Annotated in this window: 24 protein-coding genes and 2 pseudogenes; all 26 read left to right on the top strand. The window is 57.1% G+C overall.

What is annotated here, in order from left to right; translation table 11 throughout:
* The first annotated feature begins 25 nt into the window (after positions 1-25).
* Complete coding sequence (gene rpmH / locus ABH909_RS03610) at positions 26-160, top strand: 50S ribosomal protein L34 (protein ID WP_003213577.1); 135 nt, start codon at positions 26-28, stop codon at positions 158-160.
* Between the two features lie 16 nt (positions 161-176).
* Complete coding sequence (gene rnpA / locus ABH909_RS03605; RefSeq protein ID WP_032830545.1) at positions 177-578, top strand: ribonuclease P protein component; 402 nt, start codon at positions 177-179, stop codon at positions 576-578.
* Positions 571-816, top strand: coding sequence for a membrane protein insertion efficiency factor YidD (yidD, locus tag ABH909_RS03600; protein WP_052966011.1), 246 nt, complete (start codon positions 571-573; stop codon positions 814-816). The genes rnpA and yidD overlap by 8 nt, the downstream gene beginning before the upstream one ends.
* Positions 817-818: 2 nt before the next feature.
* Positions 819-2,507 (top strand): membrane protein insertase YidC, encoded by a 1,689-nt coding sequence (gene yidC / locus ABH909_RS03595; RefSeq protein WP_429430568.1) that lies wholly within the window; start codon positions 819-821, stop codon positions 2,505-2,507.
* A gap of 79 nt (positions 2,508-2,586) precedes the next feature.
* Positions 2,587-3,957, top strand: a complete 1,371-nt coding sequence (gene mnmE, locus ABH909_RS03590; protein ID WP_123495590.1) for a tRNA uridine-5-carboxymethylaminomethyl(34) synthesis GTPase MnmE — start codon at positions 2,587-2,589, stop codon at positions 3,955-3,957.
* A gap of 553 nt (positions 3,958-4,510) precedes the next feature.
* Entirely contained in the window at positions 4,511-6,409 is a 1,899-nt protein-coding gene (mnmG, locus tag ABH909_RS03585) for a tRNA uridine-5-carboxymethylaminomethyl(34) synthesis enzyme MnmG (RefSeq protein ID WP_429430566.1), read from the top strand.
* The gene (rsmG, locus tag ABH909_RS03580; RefSeq protein ID WP_429430564.1) at positions 6,406-7,050 is read left to right on the top strand and encodes a 16S rRNA (guanine(527)-N(7))-methyltransferase RsmG; all 645 of its coding nucleotides are present in this window, start codon (positions 6,406-6,408) and stop codon (positions 7,048-7,050) included. Before mnmG ends, rsmG begins: the two co-directional genes overlap by 4 nt.
* Before the next feature lie 18 nt (positions 7,051-7,068).
* Complete coding sequence (locus ABH909_RS03575) at positions 7,069-7,866, top strand: ParA family protein (protein WP_052966014.1); 798 nt, start codon at positions 7,069-7,071, stop codon at positions 7,864-7,866.
* Positions 7,867-7,875: 9 nt separating this feature from the next.
* The gene (locus ABH909_RS03570) at positions 7,876-8,748 is read left to right on the top strand and encodes a ParB/RepB/Spo0J family partition protein (RefSeq protein ID WP_305424387.1); all 873 of its coding nucleotides are present in this window, start codon (positions 7,876-7,878) and stop codon (positions 8,746-8,748) included.
* 148 nt (positions 8,749-8,896) lie between these two features.
* Positions 8,897-9,304, top strand: a complete 408-nt coding sequence (locus ABH909_RS03565; protein ID WP_429430561.1) for a F0F1 ATP synthase subunit I — start codon at positions 8,897-8,899, stop codon at positions 9,302-9,304.
* Between the two features lie 16 nt (positions 9,305-9,320).
* Complete coding sequence (gene atpB, locus ABH909_RS03560; protein WP_007903023.1) at positions 9,321-10,190, top strand: F0F1 ATP synthase subunit A; 870 nt, start codon at positions 9,321-9,323, stop codon at positions 10,188-10,190.
* A gap of 133 nt (positions 10,191-10,323) precedes the next feature.
* Complete coding sequence (gene atpE, locus ABH909_RS03555; protein ID WP_002555987.1) at positions 10,324-10,581, top strand: F0F1 ATP synthase subunit C; 258 nt, start codon at positions 10,324-10,326, stop codon at positions 10,579-10,581.
* 56 nt (positions 10,582-10,637) lie between these two features.
* Positions 10,638-11,108: a F0F1 ATP synthase subunit B gene (locus tag ABH909_RS03550; protein ID WP_007903028.1), complete on the top strand. Its 471-nt coding sequence runs from the start codon at positions 10,638-10,640 to the stop codon at positions 11,106-11,108.
* 12 nt (positions 11,109-11,120) lie between these two features.
* Positions 11,121-11,657, top strand: coding sequence for a F0F1 ATP synthase subunit delta (locus tag ABH909_RS03545; RefSeq protein WP_007903030.1), 537 nt, complete (start codon positions 11,121-11,123; stop codon positions 11,655-11,657).
* A 21-nt stretch (positions 11,658-11,678) separates the two neighbouring features.
* Positions 11,679-13,223, top strand: a complete 1,545-nt coding sequence (gene atpA, locus ABH909_RS03540) for a F0F1 ATP synthase subunit alpha (RefSeq protein WP_008007884.1) — start codon at positions 11,679-11,681, stop codon at positions 13,221-13,223.
* Between the two features lie 50 nt (positions 13,224-13,273).
* Positions 13,274-14,134 carry a F0F1 ATP synthase subunit gamma gene (gene atpG, locus ABH909_RS03535; protein WP_305503981.1) on the top strand — a complete coding sequence of 287 codons (861 nt, stop codon included), beginning with the start codon at positions 13,274-13,276 and terminating at the stop codon, positions 14,132-14,134.
* 27 nt (positions 14,135-14,161) lie between these two features.
* Positions 14,162-15,541 (top strand): F0F1 ATP synthase subunit beta, encoded by a 1,380-nt coding sequence (atpD, locus tag ABH909_RS03530; RefSeq protein WP_007903035.1) that lies wholly within the window; start codon positions 14,162-14,164, stop codon positions 15,539-15,541.
* A 45-nt stretch (positions 15,542-15,586) separates the two neighbouring features.
* Positions 15,587-16,012 (top strand): F0F1 ATP synthase subunit epsilon, encoded by a 426-nt coding sequence (locus ABH909_RS03525; RefSeq protein WP_429430557.1) that lies wholly within the window; start codon positions 15,587-15,589, stop codon positions 16,010-16,012.
* A 116-nt stretch (positions 16,013-16,128) separates the two neighbouring features.
* A complete protein-coding gene (gene glmU / locus ABH909_RS03520) occupies positions 16,129-17,496 on the top strand; it encodes a bifunctional UDP-N-acetylglucosamine diphosphorylase/glucosamine-1-phosphate N-acetyltransferase GlmU (RefSeq protein ID WP_429430555.1) in 1,368 nt (455 codons plus the stop codon).
* Between the two features lie 199 nt (positions 17,497-17,695).
* A complete protein-coding gene (locus ABH909_RS03515; protein ID WP_429430553.1) occupies positions 17,696-18,472 on the top strand; it encodes a DeoR/GlpR family DNA-binding transcription regulator in 777 nt (258 codons plus the stop codon).
* Position 18,473: 1 nt separating this feature from the next.
* Positions 18,474-20,306, top strand: coding sequence for a glutamine--fructose-6-phosphate transaminase (isomerizing) (glmS, locus tag ABH909_RS03510; protein ID WP_429430551.1), 1,833 nt, complete (start codon positions 18,474-18,476; stop codon positions 20,304-20,306).
* A gap of 80 nt (positions 20,307-20,386) precedes the next feature.
* Positions 20,387-21,289, top strand: a complete 903-nt coding sequence (locus tag ABH909_RS03505; protein ID WP_429430550.1) for a LysR family transcriptional regulator — start codon at positions 20,387-20,389, stop codon at positions 21,287-21,289.
* 130 nt (positions 21,290-21,419) lie between these two features.
* Entirely contained in the window at positions 21,420-22,046 is a 627-nt protein-coding gene (locus ABH909_RS03500; RefSeq protein WP_429430548.1) for a glutathione S-transferase family protein, read from the top strand.
* Positions 22,047-22,109: 63 nt separating this feature from the next.
* Positions 22,110-23,060, top strand: a pseudogene (locus ABH909_RS03495) (pyridoxamine 5'-phosphate oxidase family protein); the annotation flags it as partial.
* A 441-nt stretch (positions 23,061-23,501) separates the two neighbouring features.
* Positions 23,502-23,879, top strand: coding sequence for a DUF6124 family protein (locus ABH909_RS03490; protein WP_429430546.1), 378 nt, complete (start codon positions 23,502-23,504; stop codon positions 23,877-23,879).
* 484 nt (positions 23,880-24,363) lie between these two features.
* Positions 24,364-24,504, top strand: a pseudogene (locus ABH909_RS03485) (DUF6124 family protein); the annotation flags it as partial.
* Positions 24,505-24,609 lie beyond the last annotated feature (105 nt).

Raw genomic sequence — 24,609 nt, 5'->3', positions numbered from 1 at the left:
TGTGGACGAACCAGGTAACACGACAATGAAACGTACTTTCCAACCAAGCACTATCAAACGCGCTCGTACCCACGGTTTCCGTGCTCGCATGGCTACCAAGAACGGTCGTGCCGTTCTGTCGCGTCGTCGCGCCAAAGGTCGTGCGCGTCTGGCAGTTTGATAAGCCGGCACTGGAGGTGAGTCAGGACTTCAGTCGGGAAAAGCGTCTGCTTACTCCCCGGCATTTCAAGGCAGTCTTTGACTCCCCTACCGGCAAGGTTCCGGGGAAAAATCTCCTGCTCCTTGCGCGCAATAACGACCTTGATCACCCCCGTCTCGGGCTGGTTATCGGGAAAAAGAGCGTAAAGCTCTCCGTCGAGCGCAATCGCCTCAAACGTCTGATGCGCGAATCGTTTCGCCTGAACCAGGATTTACTGGTCGGTTGGGACATCGTTATCGTCGCGCGCAAAGGTTTGGGTGACGTAGAAAGCCCCGAATTGATTCAGCATTTCGACAAGCTCTGGAAACGTCTGGCACGCAGCAAGCCGGTACCAGCAGTCAAAACCGAAACTGTAGGGGTAGACAGTACCGATGCGTAAACTGGCACTCGTTCCGATCCAGTTTTATCGCTATGCCATCAGTCCCCTGATGGCCAGTCACTGTCGTTTCTACCCCAGTTGTTCCTGCTACGCGTATGAAGCCATAGAAAATCATGGCCTTCTGCGCGGTGGCTGGCTGACCTTTCGTCGTTTAGGTCGCTGTCATCCGTGGAATCCCGGTGGTTATGACCCGGTTCCATCTATCCCTACCTCCCGTTCTTCTTCGATGGCCGAGTAATCATGGATATCAAACGCACGATCCTGATCGTCGCCCTGGCAATCGTGTCCTACGTTATGGTCCTTAAATGGAACCAGGACTATGGCCAGGCTGCCCTGCCGACTCAGAATGTTGCTTCCAGTACTACCGCACCGGGTCTACCGGATACGGCGACTGGCAATAATGCTTCTGTCAGTGACGACATTCCACGCGCCACAAGCGATACCAGTGCAACTGCACCTGCTGAAACACCAGTAGCTGCAAGCAAAGACCTCATCCAGATCAAAACGGATGTGCTCAACCTGGCAATCGATCCACAAGGTGGCGATGTTGCCCAGTTGACGTTGCCGCTGTATCCACGTCGCCAGGATCATCCGGATATTCCATTCCAGCTGTTTGATAACGGCAACGAGCGGACGTATCTGGCTCAGAGCGGGCTGATTGGTACCAACGGTCCGGACGCAAGTCCTGCCGGTCGCCCTGTTTACTCCTCCGAGAAGAAGATTTATCAACTGGCTGACGGTCAGGACCAATTGGTCGTAGACCTGAAGTTCAGCAAGGACGGCGTCAACTACATCAAGCGTTTCACCCTGAAACGTGGCCTGTACGACGTAACCGTTTCCTACTTGATCGACAACCAGAGCGCTCAGCCTTGGTCCGGTGCCATGTTCGCGCAATTGAAGCGTGATGCCAGCTCCGATCCTTCTTCCAGCACCGCCACCGGCACCGCGACTTACCTGGGCGCCGCCCTGTGGACAAGTAACGAGCCGTACAAGAAAGTGTCGATGAGCGACATGGACAAGGCGCAGCTGAAAGAAACCGTTACCGGTGGTTGGGTTGCCTGGTTGCAACACTACTTCGTGACTGCATGGATTCCGGTCAAGGGCGAAAACAACATCGTCCAGACCCGTAAAGACAGCAAAGGCAACTACATCATCGGCTACACCGCCCCGGCAATGACTGTCGCGCCAGGTGCAAAAGCCGAAACCAGCGCAGTTCTGTACGCAGGTCCGAAAAGCCAGGCTGTCCTGAAAGAGTTGTCCCCAGGTCTGGAACTGACCGTCGACTACGGCATTCTGTGGTTCATTGCCCAGCCAATCTTCTGGTTGCTGCAACATATCCACGCGCTGGTCGGTAACTGGGGCTGGTCGATCATCTTCCTGACCATGCTGATCAAGGGGATTTTCTTCCCACTGTCGGCTGCCAGCTACAAATCCATGGCACGTATGCGTGCAGTGGCACCGAAACTGGCTGCGCTGAAAGAGCAACATGGCGACGATCGGCAGAAAATGTCCCAAGCCATGATGGAGCTGTACAAGAAAGAGAAGATCAATCCGCTGGGTGGCTGCTTGCCAATCCTGGTGCAGATGCCGGTTTTCCTTTCGCTGTACTGGGTTCTGCTGGAAAGCGTGGAAATGCGCCAGGCGCCGTTCATGCTGTGGATTACTGACCTGTCGATCAAGGATCCGTTCTTCATTCTGCCGATCATCATGGGCGCAACCATGTTCATCCAGCAGCAGTTGAACCCGACTCCTCCGGATCCGATGCAGGCGAAGGTCATGAAAATGATGCCAATCATCTTCACCTTCTTCTTCCTGTGGTTCCCGGCAGGTCTGGTGCTGTACTGGGTAGTGAACAACGTATTGTCGATCGCCCAACAGTGGTACATCACGCGTAAGGTCGAAGCGGCTACCAAAAAAGCCGAGGCGTAACTTACTCTGTAGATAACCACTCAAAACGCCCCCTAGTGGGGCGTTTTGCTATCTGTCACTTTTGTCTGGATACCGGTTTATGAGCGTTCCTCGTGAAACCATCGCAGCCGTCGCCACCGCTCAAGGTCGCGGCGGTGTGGGCATCGTCCGTATTTCCGGGCCGCTGGCGAGTCTGGCGGCCAAAGCCATCAGCGGTCGCGAACTGAAACCGCGGTTTGCCCATTACGGCCCGTTCCTCAGTGCAAACGAAGAGGTGCTGGACGAAGGCATCGCGCTTTATTTCCCGGGGCCGAACTCGTTCACCGGTGAAGATGTGCTTGAGTTGCAAGGCCACGGCGGGCCGATCGTTCTGGATATGCTGCTCAAACGTTGTCTGGAACTGGGCTGCCGTCTGGCCCGGCCGGGGGAATTCAGCGAGCGCGCCTTCCTCAACGACAAGCTCGACCTGGCTCAGGCCGAAGCCATTGCCGACTTGATCGAGGCGAGTTCTGCACAGGCCGCGCGAAATGCCCTGCGTTCATTGCAAGGGGCGTTTTCCCAGCGAGTGCATAACCTGACTGAACAACTCATCGGTTTGCGCATTTATGTCGAAGCAGCCATCGACTTCCCCGAAGAAGAAATCGACTTCCTCGCCGATGGCCATGTCCTGAGCATGCTCGACAAAGTGCGCGACGAATTATCCACAGTGCTGCGTGAAGCCGGGCAGGGCGCCTTGTTGCGTGACGGCATGACCGTGGTGATCGCCGGCCGGCCGAATGCCGGCAAGTCCAGCCTGCTCAATGCCTTGGCCGGACGAGAAGCTGCGATCGTGACCGAAATTGCCGGCACGACCCGGGATATTCTTCGCGAACATATCCACATCGATGGCATGCCGTTGCATGTGGTCGACACTGCCGGCTTGCGCGATACCGATGATCAGGTAGAAAAAATTGGTGTTGAACGGGCATTGAAAGCCATCGGTGAAGCAGATCGGGTCTTGCTGGTGGTCGATGCCACGGCTCCCGAGGCTCTTGATCCCTTTGCCTTATGGCCTGAATTCCTCGAGACCCGCCCGGACCCGGCGAAAGTTACCCTTATTCGCAACAAGGCTGACCTGACGGGGGAAGCGATTGCCCTGGAAGTCAGTGGCGATGGCCATGTCACCATCAGTCTCAGTGCCAAATCCGCTGGCATGGGACTGGAACTGTTACGCGAACACCTCAAGGCCTGCATGGGTTACGAGCAGACCTCCGAAAGCAGCTTCAGTGCTCGCAGGCGTCACCTGGAGGCACTGCGTCATGCGAGTGCGTCCCTTGAGCATGGCCGTGCGCAGCTGACGTTAGCGGGTGCTGGTGAATTGCTTGCTGAAGATTTGCGGCAGGCGCAGCAATCTTTGGGCGAAATCACCGGCGCCTTCAGCTCTGATGATCTGCTGGGAAGAATCTTTTCCAGCTTCTGTATCGGTAAATAGTCCCTTCAGCAGTTCACAGACAGGCCATTCGCGCCTGTCTGTTCCTCTCCTTTTCTGAAATTTTTCCCCCAGTGCCGAGCAGATTCTTCGCTTGAGCGGATTTCCCTTGCCCGGAATTTGCTCATTCGGCAGCTTTTCTGTGGATTAAGCCCTGTGAATAAGTGCCGCTAAGGGCAGTTGATAACAGAGCCTCAAAACTGAAGATAACCGCCTCTGTGGATAACAACCCCTTTCATCCACAGGCTTACACCGGTTATCCAAGGGCCTCATCGGCACATGACCACAGGGTTTTGAATCTCTGTACATATTGAAAATAAAGGGCTGCATTAATCTATCCACAGAAAGGTGGCTCAGTAGAAATAAACATAAAAACAAAGATTTAATAAATTTCTCTCTTTTTAATTTCTATAACCCCGACTTCTCCACAGCTGGTTAAATTTTGTGCAAAGGGTTCTTTAGGAAGGGCGAAGTCCCTATACTTGCCGACCAGGTCCAAAAACCTGAGATCAAACTATTTCCGGATTACCTGACTGAAGCAGGCACGAGGTGCGTGGTGGATTTCCCTTCCCGTTTTGAAGTGATCGTCATCGGCGGCGGTCATGCCGGTACCGAGGCAGCACTTGCATCAGCACGTATGGGGGCAAAAACCCTGTTGCTGACGCATAACGTGGAAACCCTCGGTGCCATGAGTTGCAACCCCGCCATTGGCGGGATCGGCAAAAGCCATCTGGTTAAAGAAATCGATGCCCTCGGCGGCGCGATGGCCATGGCTACCGATAAAGGTGGTATTCAGTTTCGCGTATTGAACAGCCGCAAAGGCCCCGCCGTGCGTGCAACCCGCGCTCAGGCCGATCGGGTTCTGTACAAGGCCGCTGTCCGCGAAGCTTTGGAAAACCAGCCGAACCTGTGGATATTTCAACAAGCTGCTGACGACCTGATCGTCGAGCAGGAACAAGTGCGCGGTGTTGTCACCCAAATGGGCCTGCGTTTCTTCGCCGATTCCGTGGTGTTGACCACTGGCACCTTCCTCGGTGGACTTATCCACATCGGTATGCAGAATTATTCCGGCGGTCGCGCCGGTGATCCGCCGTCGATTGCGCTGGCTCATCGTCTGCGTGAACTGCCATTGCGGGTCGGTCGCCTGAAAACCGGTACGCCCCCCCGTATCGACGGTCGCACCGTGGATTTCTCGGTGATGACCGAGCAAGCGGGGGATACGCCGATTCCGGTGATGTCGTTCATGGGTTCCAAAGAGCAGCATCCGCAACAGGTCAGCTGCTGGATTACCCACACCAACGCCCGTACCCACGAAATCATTGCTGCGAACCTTGATCGTTCGCCGATGTATTCCGATGCGGGGTTGATCGAAGGCATCGGTCCGCGTTATTGCCCATCGATCGAAGACAAGATCCACCGCTTTGCCGACAAGGAAAGTCACCAGGTCTTCATCGAGCCGGAAGGTTTGACCACCCATGAGCTGTACCCGAACGGGATATCCACATCCTTGCCGTTCGACGTGCAACTGCAGATCGTGCAATCGATCCGCGGCATGGAAAACGCGCACATCGTTCGCCCTGGCTACGCCATCGAGTACGACTACTTCGACCCGCGTGACCTGAAGTACAGCCTGGAAACCAAAGTGATCGGCGGTCTGTTCTTCGCCGGGCAAATCAATGGCACCACCGGTTACGAAGAAGCCGGCGCCCAGGGTTTGCTGGCCGGAGCCAACGCCGCGCTGCGTGCGCAGGGCAAAGACGCCTGGTGCCCGCGTCGCGACGAAGCGTACATCGGCGTTCTGGTCGATGACCTGATTACCCTGGGAACCCAGGAACCGTACCGGATGTTCACGTCCCGCGCCGAATACCGTTTGATCCTGCGCGAAGACAACGCCGACCTGCGCTTGACCGAAAAAGGTCGCGAATTGGGTCTGGTGGATGACATGCGTTGGGCTGCGTTCTGCAAGAAACGCGAAAGCATCGATCTGGAAGAGCAACGCCTGAAAAGTACCTGGGTGCGCCCGGGCACCGAGCAGGGCGATGCGATTTCCGAGAAATTCGGTACGCCACTGACCCACGAATACAATTTGCTCAACCTGCTGAGCCGTCCGGAAATCGACTACGCTGGTCTGATCGCCGTGACCGGTGGGGGCGCGGAAGATCCACAGGTCGCCGAACAGGTCGAAATCAAGACCAAATATGCCGGTTACATCGATCGTCAACAGGATGAAATCGCGCGTCTGCGGGCCAGCGAAGACACCAAACTGCCTGTGGATATCGATTACACGAACATCTCCGGTCTCTCGAAAGAGATCCAGAGCAAGCTCGGCGCGACCCGTCCAGAGACCCTGGGCCAGGCGTCGCGTATCCCGGGGGTGACCCCGGCAGCGATTTCGCTGTTGATGATTCATTTGAAAAAACGCGGCGCGGGCCGTCAGTTGGAGCAAAGCGCTTGAGTTCGTTGGTCACCTCGCAACACGCCGAAGAGTTATCCACAGGTGCGCGCCAGCTCGGTGTCAACCTGACGGACGCCCAGCATGCACAGCTGCTGGGTTATCTGGCCCTGTTGATAAAGTGGAACAAGGCCTACAACCTCACGGCCGTGCGTGATCCGGACGAAATGGTTTCGCGGCATTTGCTCGATAGCCTGAGCGTGATGTCCTTCATCGAAAACGGCCGCTGGCTGGATGTGGGCAGTGGCGGCGGCATGCCAGGGATTCCCTTGGCGATCCTGTTTCCCGACTCGCAAGTGACCTGCCTGGACAGCAACGGCAAGAAAACCCGATTCCTGACCCAGGTCAAACTCGAACTCAAACTGGATAACCTGCAAGTTATCCACAGTCGCGTCGAAGCCTTTCAGCCTGAACGGCCATTCAACGGGATCATTTCCCGTGCGTTCAGCAGCATGGAGAACTTCAGCAACTGGACGCGCCATTTGGGCGATACCGAAACACGTTGGCTGGCAATGAAGGGCGTTCATCCTGCTGATGAGCTGGTAGCATTGCCGGCAGACTTCCACCTCGATAGCGAACACGCCCTGGCCGTACCCGGTTGCCAAGGCCAACGCCATCTGCTGATACTGCGCCGCACGGCATGATTGGGAACACAAGCAAGAATGGCTAAGGTATTCGCGATAGCGAACCAGAAGGGTGGTGTGGGCAAGACCACCACCTGTATCAACCTCGCAGCTTCCCTGGTCGCTACCAAGCGTCGGGTGCTGTTGATCGATCTTGATCCACAGGGCAACGCCACCATGGGTAGCGGTGTGGATAAACACAGCCTGGAAAATTCGGTCTACGACCTGCTGATCGGAGAATGCGATCTGGCCCAGGCCATGCACTATTCCGAACACGGTGGTTACCAGTTACTGCCGGCCAACCGCGACCTGACCGCGGCCGAAGTGGTTCTGCTGGAAATGCAGATGAAGGAAAGCCGTCTGCGCAGTGCGTTGGCGCCGATCCGGGAAAACTACGATTACATTTTGATCGACTGCCCGCCATCGTTGTCGATGTTGACGCTCAATGCGCTGGTTGCCGCCGACGGGGTGATTATCCCCATGCAGTGCGAGTACTTCGCGCTCGAAGGGTTGAGCGACCTTGTGGATAACATCAAGCGCATTGCCGAATTGCTGAACCCCAACCTGAAAGTCGAAGGCCTGTTGCGGACCATGTACGACCCGCGCCTGAGCCTGATGAACGACGTATCGGCGCAGCTCAAGGAACACTTTGGCGATCAGCTCTACGACACCGTCATTCCACGCAACATCCGCCTGGCCGAAGCGCCAAGCTATGGCATGCCGGCGCTGGCGTACGACAAATCATCGCGGGGCGCGATTGCTTATCTGGCATTGGCGGGCGAGATGGTTCGCCGTCAGCGCAAAAACTCACGCACCGCCGCTGCTCAGGCAACTTAAGGAATCCCCATGGCCGTCAAGAAACGAGGTCTCGGACGTGGACTGGATGCACTGCTGAGTGGTCCGACTGTCAGCTCGCTGGAAGAGCAAGCGGTACAAGCCGACCAGCGTGAGCTGCAGCATCTGCCCCTGGACCTGATCCAGCGTGGCAAGTACCAGCCGCGTCGAGACATGGATCCTCAAGCGCTGGAAGAGCTGGCGCAGTCAATCAGGGCCCAGGGCGTGATGCAGCCGATCGTGGTTCGCCCGATCGGTAGCGGGCGATTCGAAATCATCGCCGGCGAACGCCGCTGGCGTGCCAGCCAGCAGGCTGGCCAGGAAACCATCCCGGCGATGGTTCGCGATGTGCCGGATGAAACCGCCATCGCCATGGCGCTGATCGAGAACATCCAGCGTGAAGACCTCAATCCGATCGAAGAAGCGGTGGCCTTGCAGCGTTTGCAGCAGGAATTCCAGCTGACTCAGCAACAAGTGGCCGAGGCTGTGGGTAAATCCCGCGTCACCGTGGCCAATCTGTTGCGTCTGATTGCGCTGCCGGAAGTCATCAAGACCATGCTGTCTCACGGCGACCTGGAAATGGGTCATGCCCGTGCCTTGCTCGGTTTGCCGGAAAATCAACAAGTTGAAGGGGCGCGACACGTTGTCGCACGAGGCCTGACCGTACGCCAGACTGAAGCACTGGTTCGCCAGTGGTTGAGTGGCAAACCGGAGCCTGTGGAACCGGCAAAACCAGACCCGGACATCGCCCGGCTCGAGCAGCGTCTGGCCGAGCGCCTAGGCTCTGCGGTGCAGATCCGCCACGGAAAGAAGGGTAAGGGGCAGCTGGTGATCGGCTACAACTCGCTTGATGAGCTTCAAGGTGTGCTCGCACACATCCGCTGAAACAATTCCTCATGTAGCGTGAAGTCGGAAATCACTACCTGACAGTTGAATAGGGGCAGAACCGCCCCTATACTCTGCGCGCATTTTGTCGGCACAAATTATGCCAAGTTATTGAATTCTGGCAGCCGACCATTGGGGAGCAAAAGAGATGGAAAACCGCACGCCAGACCGCTTGCCGTTCCATCGCCTGGCAGTTTTTCCGGTGTTAATGGCTCAATTTGTCGTTTTGCTGATTGCCGCTTTGGCGCTCTGGCAATGGCGTGGGGTCGTTGCCGGGTACTCAGGACTCTGCGGAGGCCTGATAGCCTTGCTTCCCAATATTTATTTCGCTCACAGGGCATTTCGGTTTTCCGGCGCCCGAGCAGCTCAAGCCATCGTCCGGTCTTTTTATGCCGGTGAGGCGGGCAAACTGATTTTGACGGCAGTGCTGTTTGCATTGACGTTCGCAGGTGTGAAGCCATTGGCGCCGTTAGCAGTATTCGGCGTCTTCGTGCTGACCCAACTGGTTAGCTGGTTCGCTCCCCTGCTAATGAGAACAAGACTTTCGAGACCTTAGGGCGTTTGAGGCAACCATGGCAGAGACAACCGCTTCGGGCTATATCCAGCACCACTTGCAAAACCTGACCTTCGGTCAGCACCCAACTGGCGGGTGGGGTTTTGCCCACACCGCAGCAGAAGCCAAAGAAATGGGCTTCTGGGCTTTCCACGTCGATACGCTCGGCTGGTCGGTCGCGTTGGGTCTGATTTTCGTTCTTCTTTTCCGCATGGCGGCAAAGAAGGCGACTTCCGGTCAGCCTGGTGCTTTGCAGAACTTCGTTGAAGTATTGGTCGAATTCGTCGATGGCAGCGTGAAAGACAGCTTCCATGGCCGTAGCCCGGTGATTGCACCGTTGGCGCTGACCATCTTCGTCTGGGTCTTCCTGATGAACGCCGTCGACCTGATTCCGGTTGACTGGATTCCTCAAGTGGCCATGTTGATCTCCGGCGATCCGCACATTCCGTTCCGCGCCGTATCGACCACTGACCCGAACGCTACCCTGGGCATGGCCCTGTCGGTATTCGCGTTGATCATTTTCTACAGCATCAAGGTCAAGGGCATCGGCGGTTTCATCGGCGAACTGACCCTGCACCCGTTCGGCAGCAAGAACATCTTCGTTCAAGCCCTGCTGATTCCGGTGAACTTCCTGCTTGAGTTCGTGACACTGATTGCCAAGCCGATCTCGTTGGCACTGCGTCTGTTCGGCAACATGTATGCCGGCGAACTGGTCTTCATTCTGATTGCTGTGATGTTCGGCAGCGGTCTGCTCTGGCTTAGCGGCCTGGGCGTAGTTCTGCAGTGGGCGTGGGCTGTGTTCCACATCCTGATCATCACCCTGCAGGCGTTTATCTTCATGATGTTGACCATCGTTTACCTGTCGATGGCGCACGAAGAGAACCATTAAGACCAGTCTCGACTAGTCTGATGTCCCACCCGGTAACACGGGTGGGTGCCCGAACAGGGCTATGAAACGATTTGTTTTACCGCTTTAAAATCTAAAAAACCTAAACCATACGACGTAAAAGTCGGGAGGAAAGATGGAAACTGTAGTTGGTCTAACCGCTATCGCTGTTGCACTGTTGATCGGCCTGGGCGCACTGGGTACCGCAATTGGTTTCGGCCTGTTGGGCGGCAAGTTCCTGGAAGGCGCCGCGCGTCAGCCAGAAATGGTTCCAATGCTGCAAGTTAAAATGTTCATCGTTGCCGGTCTGCTCGACGCCGTAACCATGATCGGTGTTGGTATCGCTCTGTTCTTCACCTTCGCGAACCCATTCGTTGGTCAACTCGCTGGCTAATCACTCGAATCGTCGAGTGATTAGTGTGTTGTGCAACGAACGAGCGAGGTGTTGGCGTGAACATTAATGCAACCCTGATTGGCCAGTCCGTTGCGTTCTTAATTTTTGTACTTTTTTGCATGAAGTTCGTATGGCCTCCGGTCATCGCGGCTTTGCACGAACGTCAGAAGAAGATCGCGGATGGACTGGACGCTGCCGCCCGAGCAGCTCGCGACCTGGAGTTGGCCCAAGATAAAGCGGGTCAACAACTGCGCGAAGCGAAAGCTCAGGCAGCCGAAATCATTGAGCAAGCCAAGAAACGCGGTAACCAGATCGTTGAAGAGGCTGTTGAAAAAGCCCGTATCGACGCTGACCGTGTGAAGGTTCAGGCTCAGGCCGAGATCGAGCAGGAACTGAACAGTGTCAAAGACGCGCTGCGTGCCCAATTGGGTGCACTGGCTGTCGGCGGCGCCGAGAAGATCCTGGGTGCCACAATCGATCAAAACGCGCACGCGGAGCTGGTAAACAAACTGGCTGCTGAAATTTAAGCGAGGGCGATCATGGCAGAATTGACCACGTTGGCCCGACCTTACGCTAAGGCAGCCTTCGAGCACGCCCAGGCCCACCAGCAACTGGCCTCTTGGTCAGCCATGCTCGGCCTGGCTGCAGCAGTGTCGCAAGATGACACCATGCAGCGCGTGCTCAAGGCCCCGCGACTGACGAGCGCAAACAAGGCCGCCACGTTTATCGACGTGTGCGGCGACAAGTTTGATGCCAAGGCACAGAACTTCATTAACGTCGTTGCCGAAAACGACCGTCTCCCGCTTTTGCCGGAGATATCCGCTCTGTTCGACCTGTACAAGGCTGAACAAGAGAAGTCGGTAGACGTTGAAGTGACCAGTGCTTTTGCATTGAACCAAGAACAGCAAGACAAACTCGCCAAGGTTCTCAGTGCACGACTCAACCGGGAAGTGCGCCTGCAAGTCGAGGAAGACAAATCCCTGATTGGGGGCATTGTCATCCGCGCCGGCGACCTGGTTATCGATGGCTCGGTTCGCGGCAAACTCGCGAACCTTGCCGAAGCATTGAAATCTTGAGTTTGAAGGGGCAGCAGAGCAATGCAGCAACTCAATCCTTCCGAAATAAGTGAAATTATCAAGGGCCGCATCGACAAGCTCGATGTGACCTCTCAAGCCCGTAACGAAGGCACTGTCGTCAGCGTATCTGACGGTATCGTGCGGATTCACGGTCTGGCCGACGTCATGTACGGCGAGATGATCGAGTTTCCGGGCGGCGTCTTCGGTATGGCTCTCAACCTTGAGCAAGACTCTGTAGGTGCCGTTGTATTGGGCTCCTACCAGTCTCTGGCTGAAGGCATGAGCGCCAAGTGCACCGGCCGCATCCTCGAAGTTCCGGTTGGTAAGGAACTGCTGGGTCGCGTAGTCGACGCACTGGGTAACCCAGTTGACGGCAAAGGTCCGCTGAACAACACCGAGACCGATGCGGTCGAGAAAGTTGCTCCAGGCGTGATCTGGCGTAAGTCGGTAGACCAGCCTGTACAGACTGGCTACAAGGCTGTCGATGCCATGATCCCTGTCGGCCGTGGCCAGCGTGAGCTGATCATCGGTGACCGTCAGATCGGTAAAACCGCTCTGGCGATCGACGCGATCATCAACCAGAAAGACAGCGGCATTTTCTGCGTCTACGTAGCCATCGGTCAGAAGCAATCGACCATCGCCAACGTGGTTCGCAAGCTGGAAGAAAACGGCGCACTGGCTAACACCATCGTCGTGGCGGCGAGCGCTTCGGAATCTGCAGCACTGCAGTTCCTGGCTCCGTACTCCGGTTGCACCATGGGTGAATTCTTCCGCGACCGCGGTGAAGACGCGCTGATCGTTTATGACGATCTGTCCAAGCAAGCAGTGGCTTACCGCCAGATTTCCCTGCTGCTGCGCCGTCCACCAGGCCGTGAAGCTTACCCAGGCGACGTGTTCTATCTCCACTCCCGTCTGCTGGAGCGCGCATCCCGCGTTTCGGAAGAGTACGTAGAGAAGTTCACCAACGGCGCAGTGACCGGCAAAACCGGTTCCCTGACCGCACTGCCGATCATCGAAACCCAGGCTGGCGACGTTTCCGCGTTCGTTCCGACCAACGTGATTTCCATCACCGACGGTCAGATCTTCCTGGAATCGGCCATGTTCAACTCCGGGATCCGTCCTGCTGTGAACGCCGGTGTTTCGGTATCCCGTGTGGGTGGTGCCGCTCAGACCAAGATCATCAAGAAGCTCTCCGGTGGTATCCGTACCGCTCTGGCTCAGTACCGTGAACTGGCGGCATTCGCCCAGTTCGCTTCTGACCTGGACGAAGCGACCCGTAAGCAACTTGAGCATGGTCAGCGCGTTACCGAGCTGATGAAGCAGAAGCAATACGCACCAATGTCGATCGCTGACATGGCGCTGTCGCTGTATGCCGCTGAGCGTGGGTTCCTGACTGACGTCGAAATCGCCAAGATCGGCAGCTTTGAACAAGCGCTGATTGCTTTCTTCAACCGCGATCACGCCGATTTGATGGCGAAGATCAACGTGAAGGGTGACTTCAATGACGAAATCGACGCTGGCATGAAAGCCGGTATCGAGAAGTTCAAGGCCACCCAAACCTGGTAAGCCGCAGCGGGAGCCGCAAGGCTCCCGCTTGCTAACCTGATAGGTGTTACATGGCAGGCGCAAAAGAGATTCGCAGTAAGATTGCGAGCATCAAAAGCACGCAAAAGATTACCAGCGCCATGGAAAAAGTGGCGGTCAGCAAAATGCGCAAGGCACAAATGCGCATGGCTGCTAGCCGTCCTTATGCGGAGCGCATCCGCCAGGTTATTGGCCATCTGGCCAACGCCAACCCGGAGTATCGCCACCCGTTCATGATCGACCGTGAAGTAAAGCGCGTCGGTTACGTCGTGGTGAGCAGTGACCGTGGTCTGTGTGGTGGCTTGAACACCAACCTGTTCAAGGCCCTGGTCAAGGACATGGCGGTAAACCGCGAAAACGGCGTCGAGATTGATCTGTGTGTAGTCGGTAGCAAGGGTGCGGCTTTCTTCCGCAACTTCGGCGGTAACGTCGTTGCAGCTATCAGCCACCTGGGTGAAGAGCCGTCGATCAATGACTTGATCGGCAGCGTCAAGGTGATGCTGGATGCCTACCTGGACGGCCGTATTGACCGCCTGTCCGTGGTGTCCAACAAGTTCGTCAACACCATGACGCAATTGCCTACCGTGGAGCAGTTGATTCCATTGGTGGCAACCCCGGATCAAGAACTCAAGCACCACTGGGATTATCTGTACGAACCGGACGCCAAAGAGCTGCTTGACGGCTTGATGGTCCGCTACGTGGAGTCGCAGGTCTACCAGGCGGTGGTCGAGAACAACGCGGCTGAACAAGCTGCGCGGATGATCGCGATGAAGAACGCTACCGACAACGCCGGTGATTTGATCAGCGATTTGCAGCTGGTCTACAACAAGGCGCGTCAGGCTGCGATCACCCAAGAGATCTCGGAAATCGTCGGCGGCGCTGCCGCGGTTTAACGGTTCAAATATTCAGAGGATCCAGCTATGAGTAGCGGACGTATCGTTCAAATCATCGGCGCCGTTATCGACGTGGAATTTCCACGCGACAGCGTACCGAGCATCTACAACGCGCTGAAAGTAGTGAGCGCGGCCGAAACCACCCTGGAAGTTCAGCAGCAGCTGGGCGACGGCGTGGTTCGTACCATTGCGATGGGTTCCACCGAGGGCTTGAAGCGCGGTCTGGAAGTCACTGACTCTGGCACAGCCATCTCCGTACCGGTCGGTAAAGCGACCCTGGGCCGGATCATGGACGTTCTGGGTAACCCGATCGACGAAGCTGGCCCGATCGACACCGAAGAGCGCTGGGGCATTCACCGTCCTGCGCCAACCTTCGCTGAACAAGCGGGCGGCAACGACCTGCTGGAAACCGGCATCAAGGTTATCGACCTGGTTTGCCCGTTCGCCAAGGGTGGTAAAGTCGGTCTGTTCGGTGGTGCCGGTGTAGGCAAAACCGTAAACATGATGGAACTGATCCGTAACATCGCCATCGAGCACAGCGGTTATTCCGTGTTCGCCGGTGTGGGTGAGCGTACTCGTGAGGGTAACGACTTCTACCACGAGATGAAGGATTCCAACGTTCTGGACAAAGTGGCACTGGTTTACGGTCAGATGAACGAGCCGCCGGGTAACCGTCTGCGCGTAGCACTGACCGGCCTGACCATGGCCGAGAAGTTCCGTGACGAAGGTAACGACGTTCTGCTGTTCGTCGACAACATCTATCGTTACACCCTGGCCGGTACTGAAGTATCCGCACTGCTGGGCCGTATGCCTTCGGCAGTAGGTTACCAGCCGACCCTGGCCGAAGAGATGGGTACTCTGCAAGAGCGTATCACTTCGACCAAAAACGGTTCGATCACCTCGATCCAGGCGGTATACGTACCGGCGGATGACTTGACTGACCCGTCGCCAGCGACCACCTTCGCCCACTTGGACGCCACCGTCGTTCTGTCCCGTGACATCGCCTCCCTGGGTATCTACCCGGCGGTCGATCCACTCGACTCGACTTCGCGCCAGCTGGACCCGAACGTAATCGGCCAGGACCACTACGACACCGCTCGCGGCGTACAGTATGTTCTGCAGCGTTACAAAGAACTGAAGGACATCATTGCGATCCTGGGTATGGACGAGCTGTCGGAAGCCGACAAGCAGTTGGTAAACCGTGCTCGTAAGATCCAGCGTTTCTTGTCGCAGCCGTTCTTCGTGGCTGAAGTCTTCACCGGTGCATCGGGTAAATACGTTTCCCTGAAAGACACCATTGCTGGCTTCAAAGGCATCCTCAACGGTGACTACGACCACCTGCCAGAACAAGCGTTCTACATGGTCGGCGGCATCGAAGAAGCGATCGAGAAAGCCAAGAAACTGTAATCCCGGCGCCCGGCAACGGGCGCTAATTTAGGTTGAGGCAATCAGATGGCTATGACAGTCCATTGCGATATCGTCAGCGCGGAAGGGGAAATCTTTTCCGGTCTGGTCGAGATGGTGATTGCGCACGGTGCACTGGGTGATCTTGGTATCGCTCTGGGTCACGCGCCGTTGATCACTAATCTCAAGCCGGGCCCGATCCGCCTGGTCAAGCAGGGCGGGGAAGAGGAGGTGTATTACATCTCTGGTGGTTTCCTCGAGGTTCAGCCGAACATGGTCAAGGTTCTTGCCGACACCGTGCAACGTGCTGCCGACCTGGATGAAGCCTCCGCTCGGGAAGCAGTTCAGGCTGCCGAGAAGGCATTGCATGACAAAGGCGCAGAGTTCGATTACGGAGCTGCTGCCGCACGTCTGGCCGAGGCTGCAGCTCAGCTGCGCACCGTCCAGCAGATCCGCAAGAAGTTCGGCCACTAATCGGCCATCGACTTATTGCGCGATTGATTAAAAAGGGTAGCCTCGGCTACCCTTTTTTCTTTTCCGACTTTAATCACCCGGTCGCAGCCGCTGACCCCCAGGATTAGTAGCCTGTCATGTCTCTTGAAATCGTTATCCTCGCTGCCGGCCAAGGCACGCGCATGCGTTCGGCCTTGCCAAAAGTTCTGCACCCTGTTGCCGGTAACTCAATGCTTGGCCATGTTATCCACACCGCCCGGCAACTTGATCCACAACGCATTCATGTGGTGATCGGCCATGGCGCCGAAGTGGTGCGCGAGCGCCTGGGCGCCGATGACCTGAATTTCGTCCTGCAGGATCAACAGCTGGGTACTGGACATGCGGTGGCCCAGGCTGTCCCGTTCATCAAGTCCGACACCGTGTTGATTCTGTACGGGGACGTACCGTTGATTGAAGTTGAAACCCTGCAACGTCTGCTCAAGCTGGCTGAACCGCAGCAACTGGGCCTGTTGACCGTCGAGCTGGATGACCCGACGGGTTACGGTCGCATCGTCCGCGATGCCGCCGGCAAGGTGACCGCCATCGTCGAGCATAAAGACACCACCGAGCTCGAACGTGCGATCACCGAAGGCAATACCGGCATTCTGGCGCTGCCTTTCGAACGTTTGGGTGATTGGGTCAGTCGTCTCTCCAATAACAATGCCCAAGGTGAGTACTACCTGACCGACGTGATTGCCATGGCAGTCAGCGATGGTCTGGTGGTGGCCACCGAACACCCCCACGACACCATGGAAGTGCAGGGCGCCAATGATCGCAAGCAACTGGCCGAGCTTGAGCGTCATTATCAGTTGCGCATGGCGCGTCATTTGATGGCTCAAGGCGTGACCCTACGCGACCCGGCGCGTTTCGATGTGCGTGGCGAGGTTACCGTTGGTCGCGATGTGCTGATCGACATCAATGTGATCCTCGAAGGCAAAGTCGTCATCGAAGACGACGTGGTGATTGGCCCGAACTGCGTGATCAAAGACAGCACCCTGCGCAAAGGCGTAGTGATCAAGGCCAACAGCCATATCGAGGGCGCAATACTCGGTGAAGGCAGCGATGCCGGCCCGTTCGCTCGTTTGCGTCCCGGCACGGTGCTGGAAGCTCGTGCGCATGTGGGTAACTTCGTTGAACTGAAGAACGCCCACATGGGCGAAGGCGCCAAGGCTGGTCACTTGACGTATCTGGGCGACGCCGAGATCGGTGCGCGCACCAACATCGGCGCAGGCACCATCACCTGTAACTACGATGGGGCTAACAAGTGGAAAACCGTGTTGGGCGAAGATGTATTCATCGGCTCTAACAATTCGTTGGTAGCGCCTGTGGATATCTCAGCGGGTGCGACCACGGCGGCGGGTTCGACCATTACCCAGAATGTGGATAAGGCTCAGTTGGCCGTGGGTCGGGCTCGGCAGAAGAACATCGATGGCTGGAAACGGCCGGAGAAGATCAAGAAGAGCTGAGTTATCCACAGCAAGATCAAAAGATCGCAGCCTTCGGCAGCTCCTACAAGGAATACGTATTCATCCTGTAGGAGCTGCCGAAGGCTGCGATCTTTTTTATGGGTTATCCACACAACTTTTTTATGACGCTGACTTGACGAAGTTTCGCTAATGGGTTTTGATTGCTTACGTTATCTTTCGAATCGAAACTTACCAAGCCATGTCAAAGCGCAACACGCCCCAACGCCGCCATAACATCCTTGCTTTGCTCAATGAGCAGGGGGAAGTCAGTGTGGATGAGTTGGCCAAGCGCTTCGAAACCTCGGAAGTTACGATTCGCAAAGACTTGGCTGCGCTTGAAAGCAACGGTCTGTTGCTGCGTCGCTATGGCGGGGCGGTCACCATACCTCAGGAGCTGGTTGCCGATATCGGCCAACCGGTTTCCAAATACAAGCAGGCCATTGCCCGCGCCGCCGTCACGCGGATCCGCGAGCATGCGCGAATCATCATCGACAGCGGCAGCACCACCGCCGCGATGATCCCGGAACTCGGCCAACAACCGGGTCTGGTGGTGATGACCAACTCCCTGTATGTCGCCAACGCTTTGAGCGAACTCGAGCACGAGCCGGTGCTGTTGATGACCGGCGGTACCTGGGACCCGCATTCCGAGTCCTTCCAGGGTCAGGTGGCCGAGCAAGTACTACGCTCATATGACTTTGATCAGCTATTTATCGGTGCCGATGGCATCGATCTGGTACGCGGGACCACCACCTTCAATGAATTGCTGGGCTTGAGCCGTGTCATGGCCGAGGTTGCCCGCGAAGTGATCGTGATGGTCGAGGCCGACAAGATCGGCCGCAAAATTCCCAATCTGGAGCTGCCATGGAGCAGCGTCCATACCCTCATTACCGATGATCGTCTGCCACTTGCGGCACGCGATCAGATTCAGGCCCGCGGCATTAATTTGATTTGCGCCGCCGTCAGTCAGGAGAACTAGCATGTGTGGAATTGTCGGTGCAGTCGCAGAACGTAACGTTACCGCCATCCTGCTCGAAGGCCTCAAGCGTCTGGAATACCGTGGGTATGACAGCGCTGGTGTGGCGGTGTACACCAATGATGAAAAACTCCTGCGCACGCGTCGTCCGGGCAAGGTCAGCGAGCTGGAACAGGCGCTGATCGAAGAGCCTCTGGTCGGCCGTCTGGGCATTGCCCATACTCGCTGGGCGACTCACGGCGCGCCGTGTGAACGCAATGCTCACCCGCATTTTTCCGGCGATCTGGCGGTGGTGCACAACGGCATCATCGAGAACCATGACGCCCTGCGCCAGCAACTCCAGGCGTTGGGCCACGTGTTCTCGTCGGACACTGACACTGAAGTCATCGCGCATCTGCTGCACGAAAAACTCAAGCTGCAACCCGACCTGACAGTCGCCCTGAAAGCGACCGTGCAAGAGCTGCACGGTGCTTACGGTTTGGCGGTGATCAGCGCCCTGCAACCGGATCGCCTGGTGGCGGCTCGCAGTGGCAGCCCATTGGTGATCGGTCTGGGTATGGGGGAGAATTTCCTGGCTTCCGACCAATTGGCGCTACGTCAGGTCACCGACCGTTTCATGTACCTGGAAGAAGGCGATATCGCCGAAATTCGCCGCGACAGCGTGCAGATCTGGGACATCGATGGCGCGCTCGTCCAGCGTGAAAGCGTGCAGTACCGCGATGGTGCCGAAGCGGCTGACAAGGGCGAATTCCGCCATTACATGCTCAAGGAAATTCATGAGCAACCAGTCGTGGTACAGCGCACCCTCGAAGGTCGCCTGAGCCAGAACAAGGTGCTGGTCGAAGCATTTGGCCCCGAAGCTGCCGAACTGTTTGCCAAGGTACGTAATGTACAGATCGTCGCCTGCGGCACCAGCTATCACGCCGGCATGGTTGCCCGTTACTGGCTCGAAGAACTGGCTGGCATCCCATGTCAGGTCGAAGTCGCCAGCGAATTCCGCTATCGCAAGGTAGTGGTGCAGCCGAACACGCTGTTCGTGAGTATCTCCCAGTCAGGTGAAACCGCCGACACCCTGGCCGCGCTGCGCAATGCCAAGGAGCTCGGTTTCCTCGCCAGCCTGGCAATCTGCAACGTCGGCATCAGTTCTCTGGTACGTGAATCGGACCTGACGCTGTTGACCCAGGCCGGTCGCGAAATCGGCGTGGCGTCGACCAAAGCCTTCACCACTCAACTGGTTGGTCTGCTGTTGCTGACTCTGTCTCTGGGTCAGGTTCGCGGTACATTGGCCGAAGGCGTCGAAGCCACACTGGTCGAAGAACTGCGTCGCTTGCCGACCCGTTTGGGCGAAGCCCTGGCGATGGACAGCACCGTGGAAAAAATTGCCGAGCTGTTCGCCGAAAAGAACCACACCCTGTTCCTCGGTCGTGGTGCGCAATTCCCGGTGGCGATGGAAGGGGCCCTCAAGCTCAAGGAAATCTCCTACATCCACGCGGAAGCCTATCCGGCGGGCGAACTGAAACATGGCCCGTTGGCGCTTGTGGATAACGACATGCCCGTAGTCACTGTGGCGCCGAACAACGAACTGCTGGAGAAGTTGAAATCCAACCTTCAGGAAGTCCGCGCCCGTGGCGGTGAACTGATCGTCTTCGCCGACGAACAGGCTGGCATGACCAATGGCGAAGGCACTCATGTCGTCCAGATGCCGCACATCCACAACATCCTGTCGCCGATCCTCTACACCATTCCGCTGCAGCTGCTTTCGTACTATGTAGCGGTTTTGAAGGGTACTGACGTGGACCAGCCACGTAACCTGGCGAAGTCGGTGACGGTGGAATAAGTTATCCACAGGTGATCGAAACAAAAAAGAATCGCAGCCTACGGTTGCGATTTTTTTTATCTGAATAAAGGACATGCCCGATGGACCGCTTCCAGGAAATGCAAGTCTTCGCCACCGTCGCCCAGGAACAAGGCTTCTCGACGGCGGCGCGGCGTTTGGGAATGTCGGCGGCCAGTGTCACCCGCGCCGTGGCGGCGCTGGAGAAACGCATTGGCACTCAATTGCTGACACGTACTACCCGCAGCGTGCATTTGAGCGAGGCGGGTCAGCGTTATCTGGAGGATTGTCGGAGAATTCTCACCGAGGTGCAGGAAGCGGAGGATTCGGCGGCCGGGAGCCACGCCCAACCCCGTGGGCAACTGACGATCACGGCGCCGGTGTTGTTCGGTGATTTGTTCGTCACGCCAGTCATGGTCGGTTACTTGTCTCAATTTCCTGAAGTCAGCATCAACGCTCTACTGGTCGATCGGGTGGTGAGCATGGTCGAGGAGGGTATCGATGTGGCTGTGCGCATCGGTGAGTTGCCTGACAGCAATCAACATGCAATTCGCGTGGGCGAAGTGCGGCGGGTGATCTGCGCGTCCCCTGGATTCCTGACTGACCATGGTCGGCCTCGGCATCCTGCAGATTTGAGCGCAGGTCCGATCATCGCGACCTCGTCCATCGGTCAGCACAGAAGCTGGCCGTTCATTGACGCGGGAGAGCCGATCAGCATTCGTCTGGAACCGCGCCTTGTGGTCACCGCCAATCAGGCAGCTATCACGGCCGCCGCCATGGGACTGGGACTGACCCGAGTGCTGTCGTATCAAGTGGCGAGCAAAGTCGCGGCCGGTGAGTTGGAAATCGTTCTGGCTGACTTTGAACTGCCGCCATTGCCCATTCATGTGGTCTACCAGGGTGGGCGCAAAGCCCCGGCGCGGGTCCGTAGTTTTGTGGACTTCACGGTGAACGTACTGCGCGAACACCCGGCCCTACTTGGCTGAAGGGTTATTGCACGGGCTGAAATAATGGATTGCGTTTGCTGGTTATTCTGTTGTTTTGGTTGCGGATGGAAGATGGCCCCCTATCGGCGCTGATCTTCCTGGACGGCGCCACCACCCAGCGGAGTCGACCATGCAAGCGATCAAACTCTACAACTTCCCCCGCTCTGGCCACGCTCACCGTGTGGAGCTGATGCTGTCTTTGTTGCAACTGCCGACCGAGCTGATCTTTGTCGATTTGGCCAAGGGCGCCCACAAGCAAGCGGATTTTCTGGCGCTCAACCCGTTTGGGCAGGTGCCGGTGATTGATGATCAAGGCGTGGTGCTGGCCGATTCCAACGCGATCCTGGTCTACCTTGCGCTGAAATACGGCAACGGTCGCTGGCTGCCAACCGACCCGATCGGTGCGGCCAAGGTTCAGCGCTGGTTGTCGGTCGCCGCCGGGCCGATTGCCTTCGGCCCGGGCAGGGCAAGGCTGATCACCGTATTTGGTGCGCCTTACAACGCGCAAGAGGTGATCGCTTACGCCCACAGCTGGCTCAAAGTGATCGATCAGGAACTGGGCGCAACGCCCTATCTGGCCGGTGGTGAGCCGACCATCGCCGACATCGCCGCGTACAGCTACATCGCCCATGCCCCGGAAGGCAATGTGTCGCTGGATGACTACCCCAACATCCGCGCCTGGCTGACACGGGTTGAAGCCTTGCCAGGGTTTGTCGGCATGCCACGCACCGTTGCCGGTTTGCAAACAACTGCCTGATGTTCACGGCCCGATTCAGTCGGGCTGTTCTTGATGCGCGATGAGCGCAGGGGAGAAGCCGTTATGGAACGTTCACCTTGGCACGCAGGCGAGAAACAGTTGCAGGCTCGTGTGGGTGTCGCCGAGCGAATGGACGAATTAGGTCGTAGGGTGATTCGCAGCGAGATGCCGGATCAGCACCGCACCTTTTATCAGCAACTGCCGTTCATGCTGTACGGCGCGGTGGATGCTGACGGCAACCCTTGGGCCAGTATTCTGGAAGGGGCGCCGGGCTTTGCCCATTCACCAGAGCCTGCGCTGTTGCAGTTCGCCAGCCTGCCTGGTCACGACGACCCTGCGCCATTGCAAGACGGAATGGCGATCGGTCTGCTCGGTATTGAGCTGCACACGCGACGTCGCAACCGTCTCAATGGCCGAGTTGGCGCTGTGACAGCGGGCGGCTTCGAGGTGACGGTGCAGCAATCTTTTGGCAATTGCCCGAAATACATTCAATTGCGCCAGTTTCGCTCGGTGCCCTTGGCGGATCCGGCGACCCGTGTCGCGCAGCACCACAACGGGCTGGATGACGCGGCCAAAGCCATGATTGTCGGCGCCGATACCTTCTTTGTCGCCAGTTATGTGGACGTCGATGGCCAACGCTCGGTGGACGTTTCTCACCGAGGTGGCCAGGCCGGTTTCGTCCAGGTAGAGGGCAATCGCCTGACCATCCCGGACTTCGCCGGCAATCTGTTCTTCAATACGTTGGGCAATCTGCTGGTCAATCCTCGGGCAGGATTGCTGTTCATCGATTTCGATTCCGGTGACTTGCTGCACCTCACCGGTAGCACGCAAATCATCCTCGAAGGCCCCCAGGTCGAAGCCTTTCAAGGGGCCGAGCGGTTGTGGACATTCGAGGTGCAGCGCATGGTGCGACGGCCCGCGGCGCTGGCCTTGCGCTGGCGCTTTGACGGCGTGTCACCCACCAGTTTACTGACCGGGACCTGGGCGCAGGCGAATGCACGCCTGCAAGCCCAGGGTTCAGAGCCTTCGGTGCTCGACCTTTAGAAAAAGATCGCAGCCTTCGGCAGCTCCTACAGGGTGTAAACAAATCCTGCGTAGGAGCTGCCGAAGGCTGCGATCTTTTGATCTTCAGGCAGTCCTACAAACGATGATTTTGGGGAATGTTTCCGACAAGTTTTGACGGTTGTCGGGTGGGAAGTGGAGTGGATAGGCTTTGGGGGTCGCTGCACATCAGCGATCGGGTGTCGCAGTCCGTTCAGTTCATTTGGTGCATAATCGCCGGCCCAAACCACAGCACTTCGGTGCTAGTCGTTTGCTTAATGGTGGCTGTGCGCGGGATACCTTCGGGTATGCCGAGTTCCGAATGGCTCGGTCTGCGACCCCGCGTACAGCTGCCTCCTTCAAATCGCGTCGCAGCGATCGGTGGCGGTAAAACCTTTCATTCGGAGTGTCACCATGTTCAAAGCAACCCCAAATCCCCCAGAAACCGACGACGTTTCCCCCTACGAATCCCTCGATTCCAAAAAACTCAACGAAGCCGCTAACCGCGCGCTCGATCACTACCTCAACCCCTCCGCCCTCAAATCCCCCATGGCCCGCAAACCGAGCACGATGTTTATCGTTGCGCCGGATATCAAAGACGAAGACCTGTTGGCCCACACCTGTGAATCGTTGGCCCAGGCCAGTGTCATGGCGGGTGATTTTGCGGGGTATCTGGAAGGACCGCACCGGCACACGGCGATGGCGATTCAACAGATCGTCATGCTGGCAGAACTGGCGGTGAACCGGATGCTGGATAACGTTGCCATAACCAAACCTGCGCCACACAGCTGACCCCTGTGGGAATGGCTTTTGTGGCGAGGGAGCTTGCTCCCGCTTGAGTGCGCAGCACTCACAAGATCTTTGGTATATCAGAGATTTTGGGGCCGCTACGCAGCCAAGCGCGAGCAAGCTCGCTCGCCACAAAAGCCTGGGACCCGGTCGGTGAGTTATCCACAGATCGCAGCCTTCGGCAGTTCCTACAGGGTGTAAACAAATCCTGCGTAGGAGCTGCCGAAGGCTGCGATCTTTTGATCTTCAGGCAGTCCTACAAACGATGATTTTGGGGAATGTTTCCGACAAGTTTTGACGGTTGTCGGTCGGAAATGGGGTGGATAGGCTTTGGGGATCGCTGCAAATTCAGTGATCGGGTTTGGTCGCCCAGGTTTAGAATGGCGCACTTTTATGCTTGCTTCATGGCGAGCTGTGCGTGGGAGGGCTTAGGCCCTGCCGGGTTTCCATTCCCTGGTCGACCAACCCGCGTACGGTTCGCCACCCTTCGAGTGATTTTGCGGGGTATCTGGAAGGACCGCACCGGCACACGGCGATGGCGATTCAACAGATCGTCATGCTGGCAGAACTGGCGGTGAACCGGATGCTGGATAACGTTGCCATACCCAAACCTGCGCCACACAGCTGATCCCCTGTAGAAGCGATTTGTGGCGAGGGAGCTTGCTCCCGCTTGAGTGCGCAGCACTCACAAGATCTTTGGTGTATCAGAGATTTTGGGGCCGCTACGCAGCCC

Origin of the sequence: Pseudomonas sp. BS3782 TE3695, assembly GCF_050435305.1 — a bacterium.
Classification (GTDB): domain Bacteria; phylum Pseudomonadota; class Gammaproteobacteria; order Pseudomonadales; family Pseudomonadaceae; genus Aquipseudomonas.
Note: the sequence above shows the minus strand (reverse complement) of the source record. Positions and strands in the feature narration are given on the sequence as shown.

What these genes read in the sequence shown, in the direction of transcription:
- rpmH (WP_003213577.1), top strand. Translation starts at nt 26, where the DNA reads ATGAAACGTACTTTCCAACCAAGCACTATCAAACGCGCTCGTACCCAC.
- yidD (WP_052966011.1), top strand. Translation starts at nt 571, where the DNA reads ATGCGTAAACTGGCACTCGTTCCGATCCAGTTTTATCGCTATGCCATC.
- yidC (WP_429430568.1), top strand. Translation starts at nt 819, where the DNA reads ATGGATATCAAACGCACGATCCTGATCGTCGCCCTGGCAATCGTGTCC.
- mnmE (WP_123495590.1), top strand. Translation starts at nt 2,587, where the DNA reads ATGAGCGTTCCTCGTGAAACCATCGCAGCCGTCGCCACCGCTCAAGGT.
- ABH909_RS03575 (WP_052966014.1), top strand. Translation starts at nt 7,069, where the DNA reads ATGGCTAAGGTATTCGCGATAGCGAACCAGAAGGGTGGTGTGGGCAAG.
- ABH909_RS03570 (WP_305424387.1), top strand. Translation starts at nt 7,876, where the DNA reads ATGGCCGTCAAGAAACGAGGTCTCGGACGTGGACTGGATGCACTGCTG.
- ABH909_RS03565 (WP_429430561.1), top strand. Translation starts at nt 8,897, where the DNA reads ATGGAAAACCGCACGCCAGACCGCTTGCCGTTCCATCGCCTGGCAGTT.
- atpB (WP_007903023.1), top strand. Translation starts at nt 9,321, where the DNA reads ATGGCAGAGACAACCGCTTCGGGCTATATCCAGCACCACTTGCAAAAC.
- atpE (WP_002555987.1), top strand. Translation starts at nt 10,324, where the DNA reads ATGGAAACTGTAGTTGGTCTAACCGCTATCGCTGTTGCACTGTTGATC.
- ABH909_RS03545 (WP_007903030.1), top strand. Translation starts at nt 11,121, where the DNA reads ATGGCAGAATTGACCACGTTGGCCCGACCTTACGCTAAGGCAGCCTTC.
- atpA (WP_008007884.1), top strand. Translation starts at nt 11,679, where the DNA reads ATGCAGCAACTCAATCCTTCCGAAATAAGTGAAATTATCAAGGGCCGC.
- atpG (WP_305503981.1), top strand. Translation starts at nt 13,274, where the DNA reads ATGGCAGGCGCAAAAGAGATTCGCAGTAAGATTGCGAGCATCAAAAGC.
- atpD (WP_007903035.1), top strand. Translation starts at nt 14,162, where the DNA reads ATGAGTAGCGGACGTATCGTTCAAATCATCGGCGCCGTTATCGACGTG.
- ABH909_RS03525 (WP_429430557.1), top strand. Translation starts at nt 15,587, where the DNA reads ATGGCTATGACAGTCCATTGCGATATCGTCAGCGCGGAAGGGGAAATC.
- glmU (WP_429430555.1), top strand. Translation starts at nt 16,129, where the DNA reads ATGTCTCTTGAAATCGTTATCCTCGCTGCCGGCCAAGGCACGCGCATG.
- ABH909_RS03515 (WP_429430553.1), top strand. Translation starts at nt 17,696, where the DNA reads ATGTCAAAGCGCAACACGCCCCAACGCCGCCATAACATCCTTGCTTTG.
- glmS (WP_429430551.1), top strand. Translation starts at nt 18,474, where the DNA reads ATGTGTGGAATTGTCGGTGCAGTCGCAGAACGTAACGTTACCGCCATC.
- ABH909_RS03505 (WP_429430550.1), top strand. Translation starts at nt 20,387, where the DNA reads ATGGACCGCTTCCAGGAAATGCAAGTCTTCGCCACCGTCGCCCAGGAA.
- ABH909_RS03500 (WP_429430548.1), top strand. Translation starts at nt 21,420, where the DNA reads ATGCAAGCGATCAAACTCTACAACTTCCCCCGCTCTGGCCACGCTCAC.
- ABH909_RS03490 (WP_429430546.1), top strand. Translation starts at nt 23,502, where the DNA reads ATGTTCAAAGCAACCCCAAATCCCCCAGAAACCGACGACGTTTCCCCC.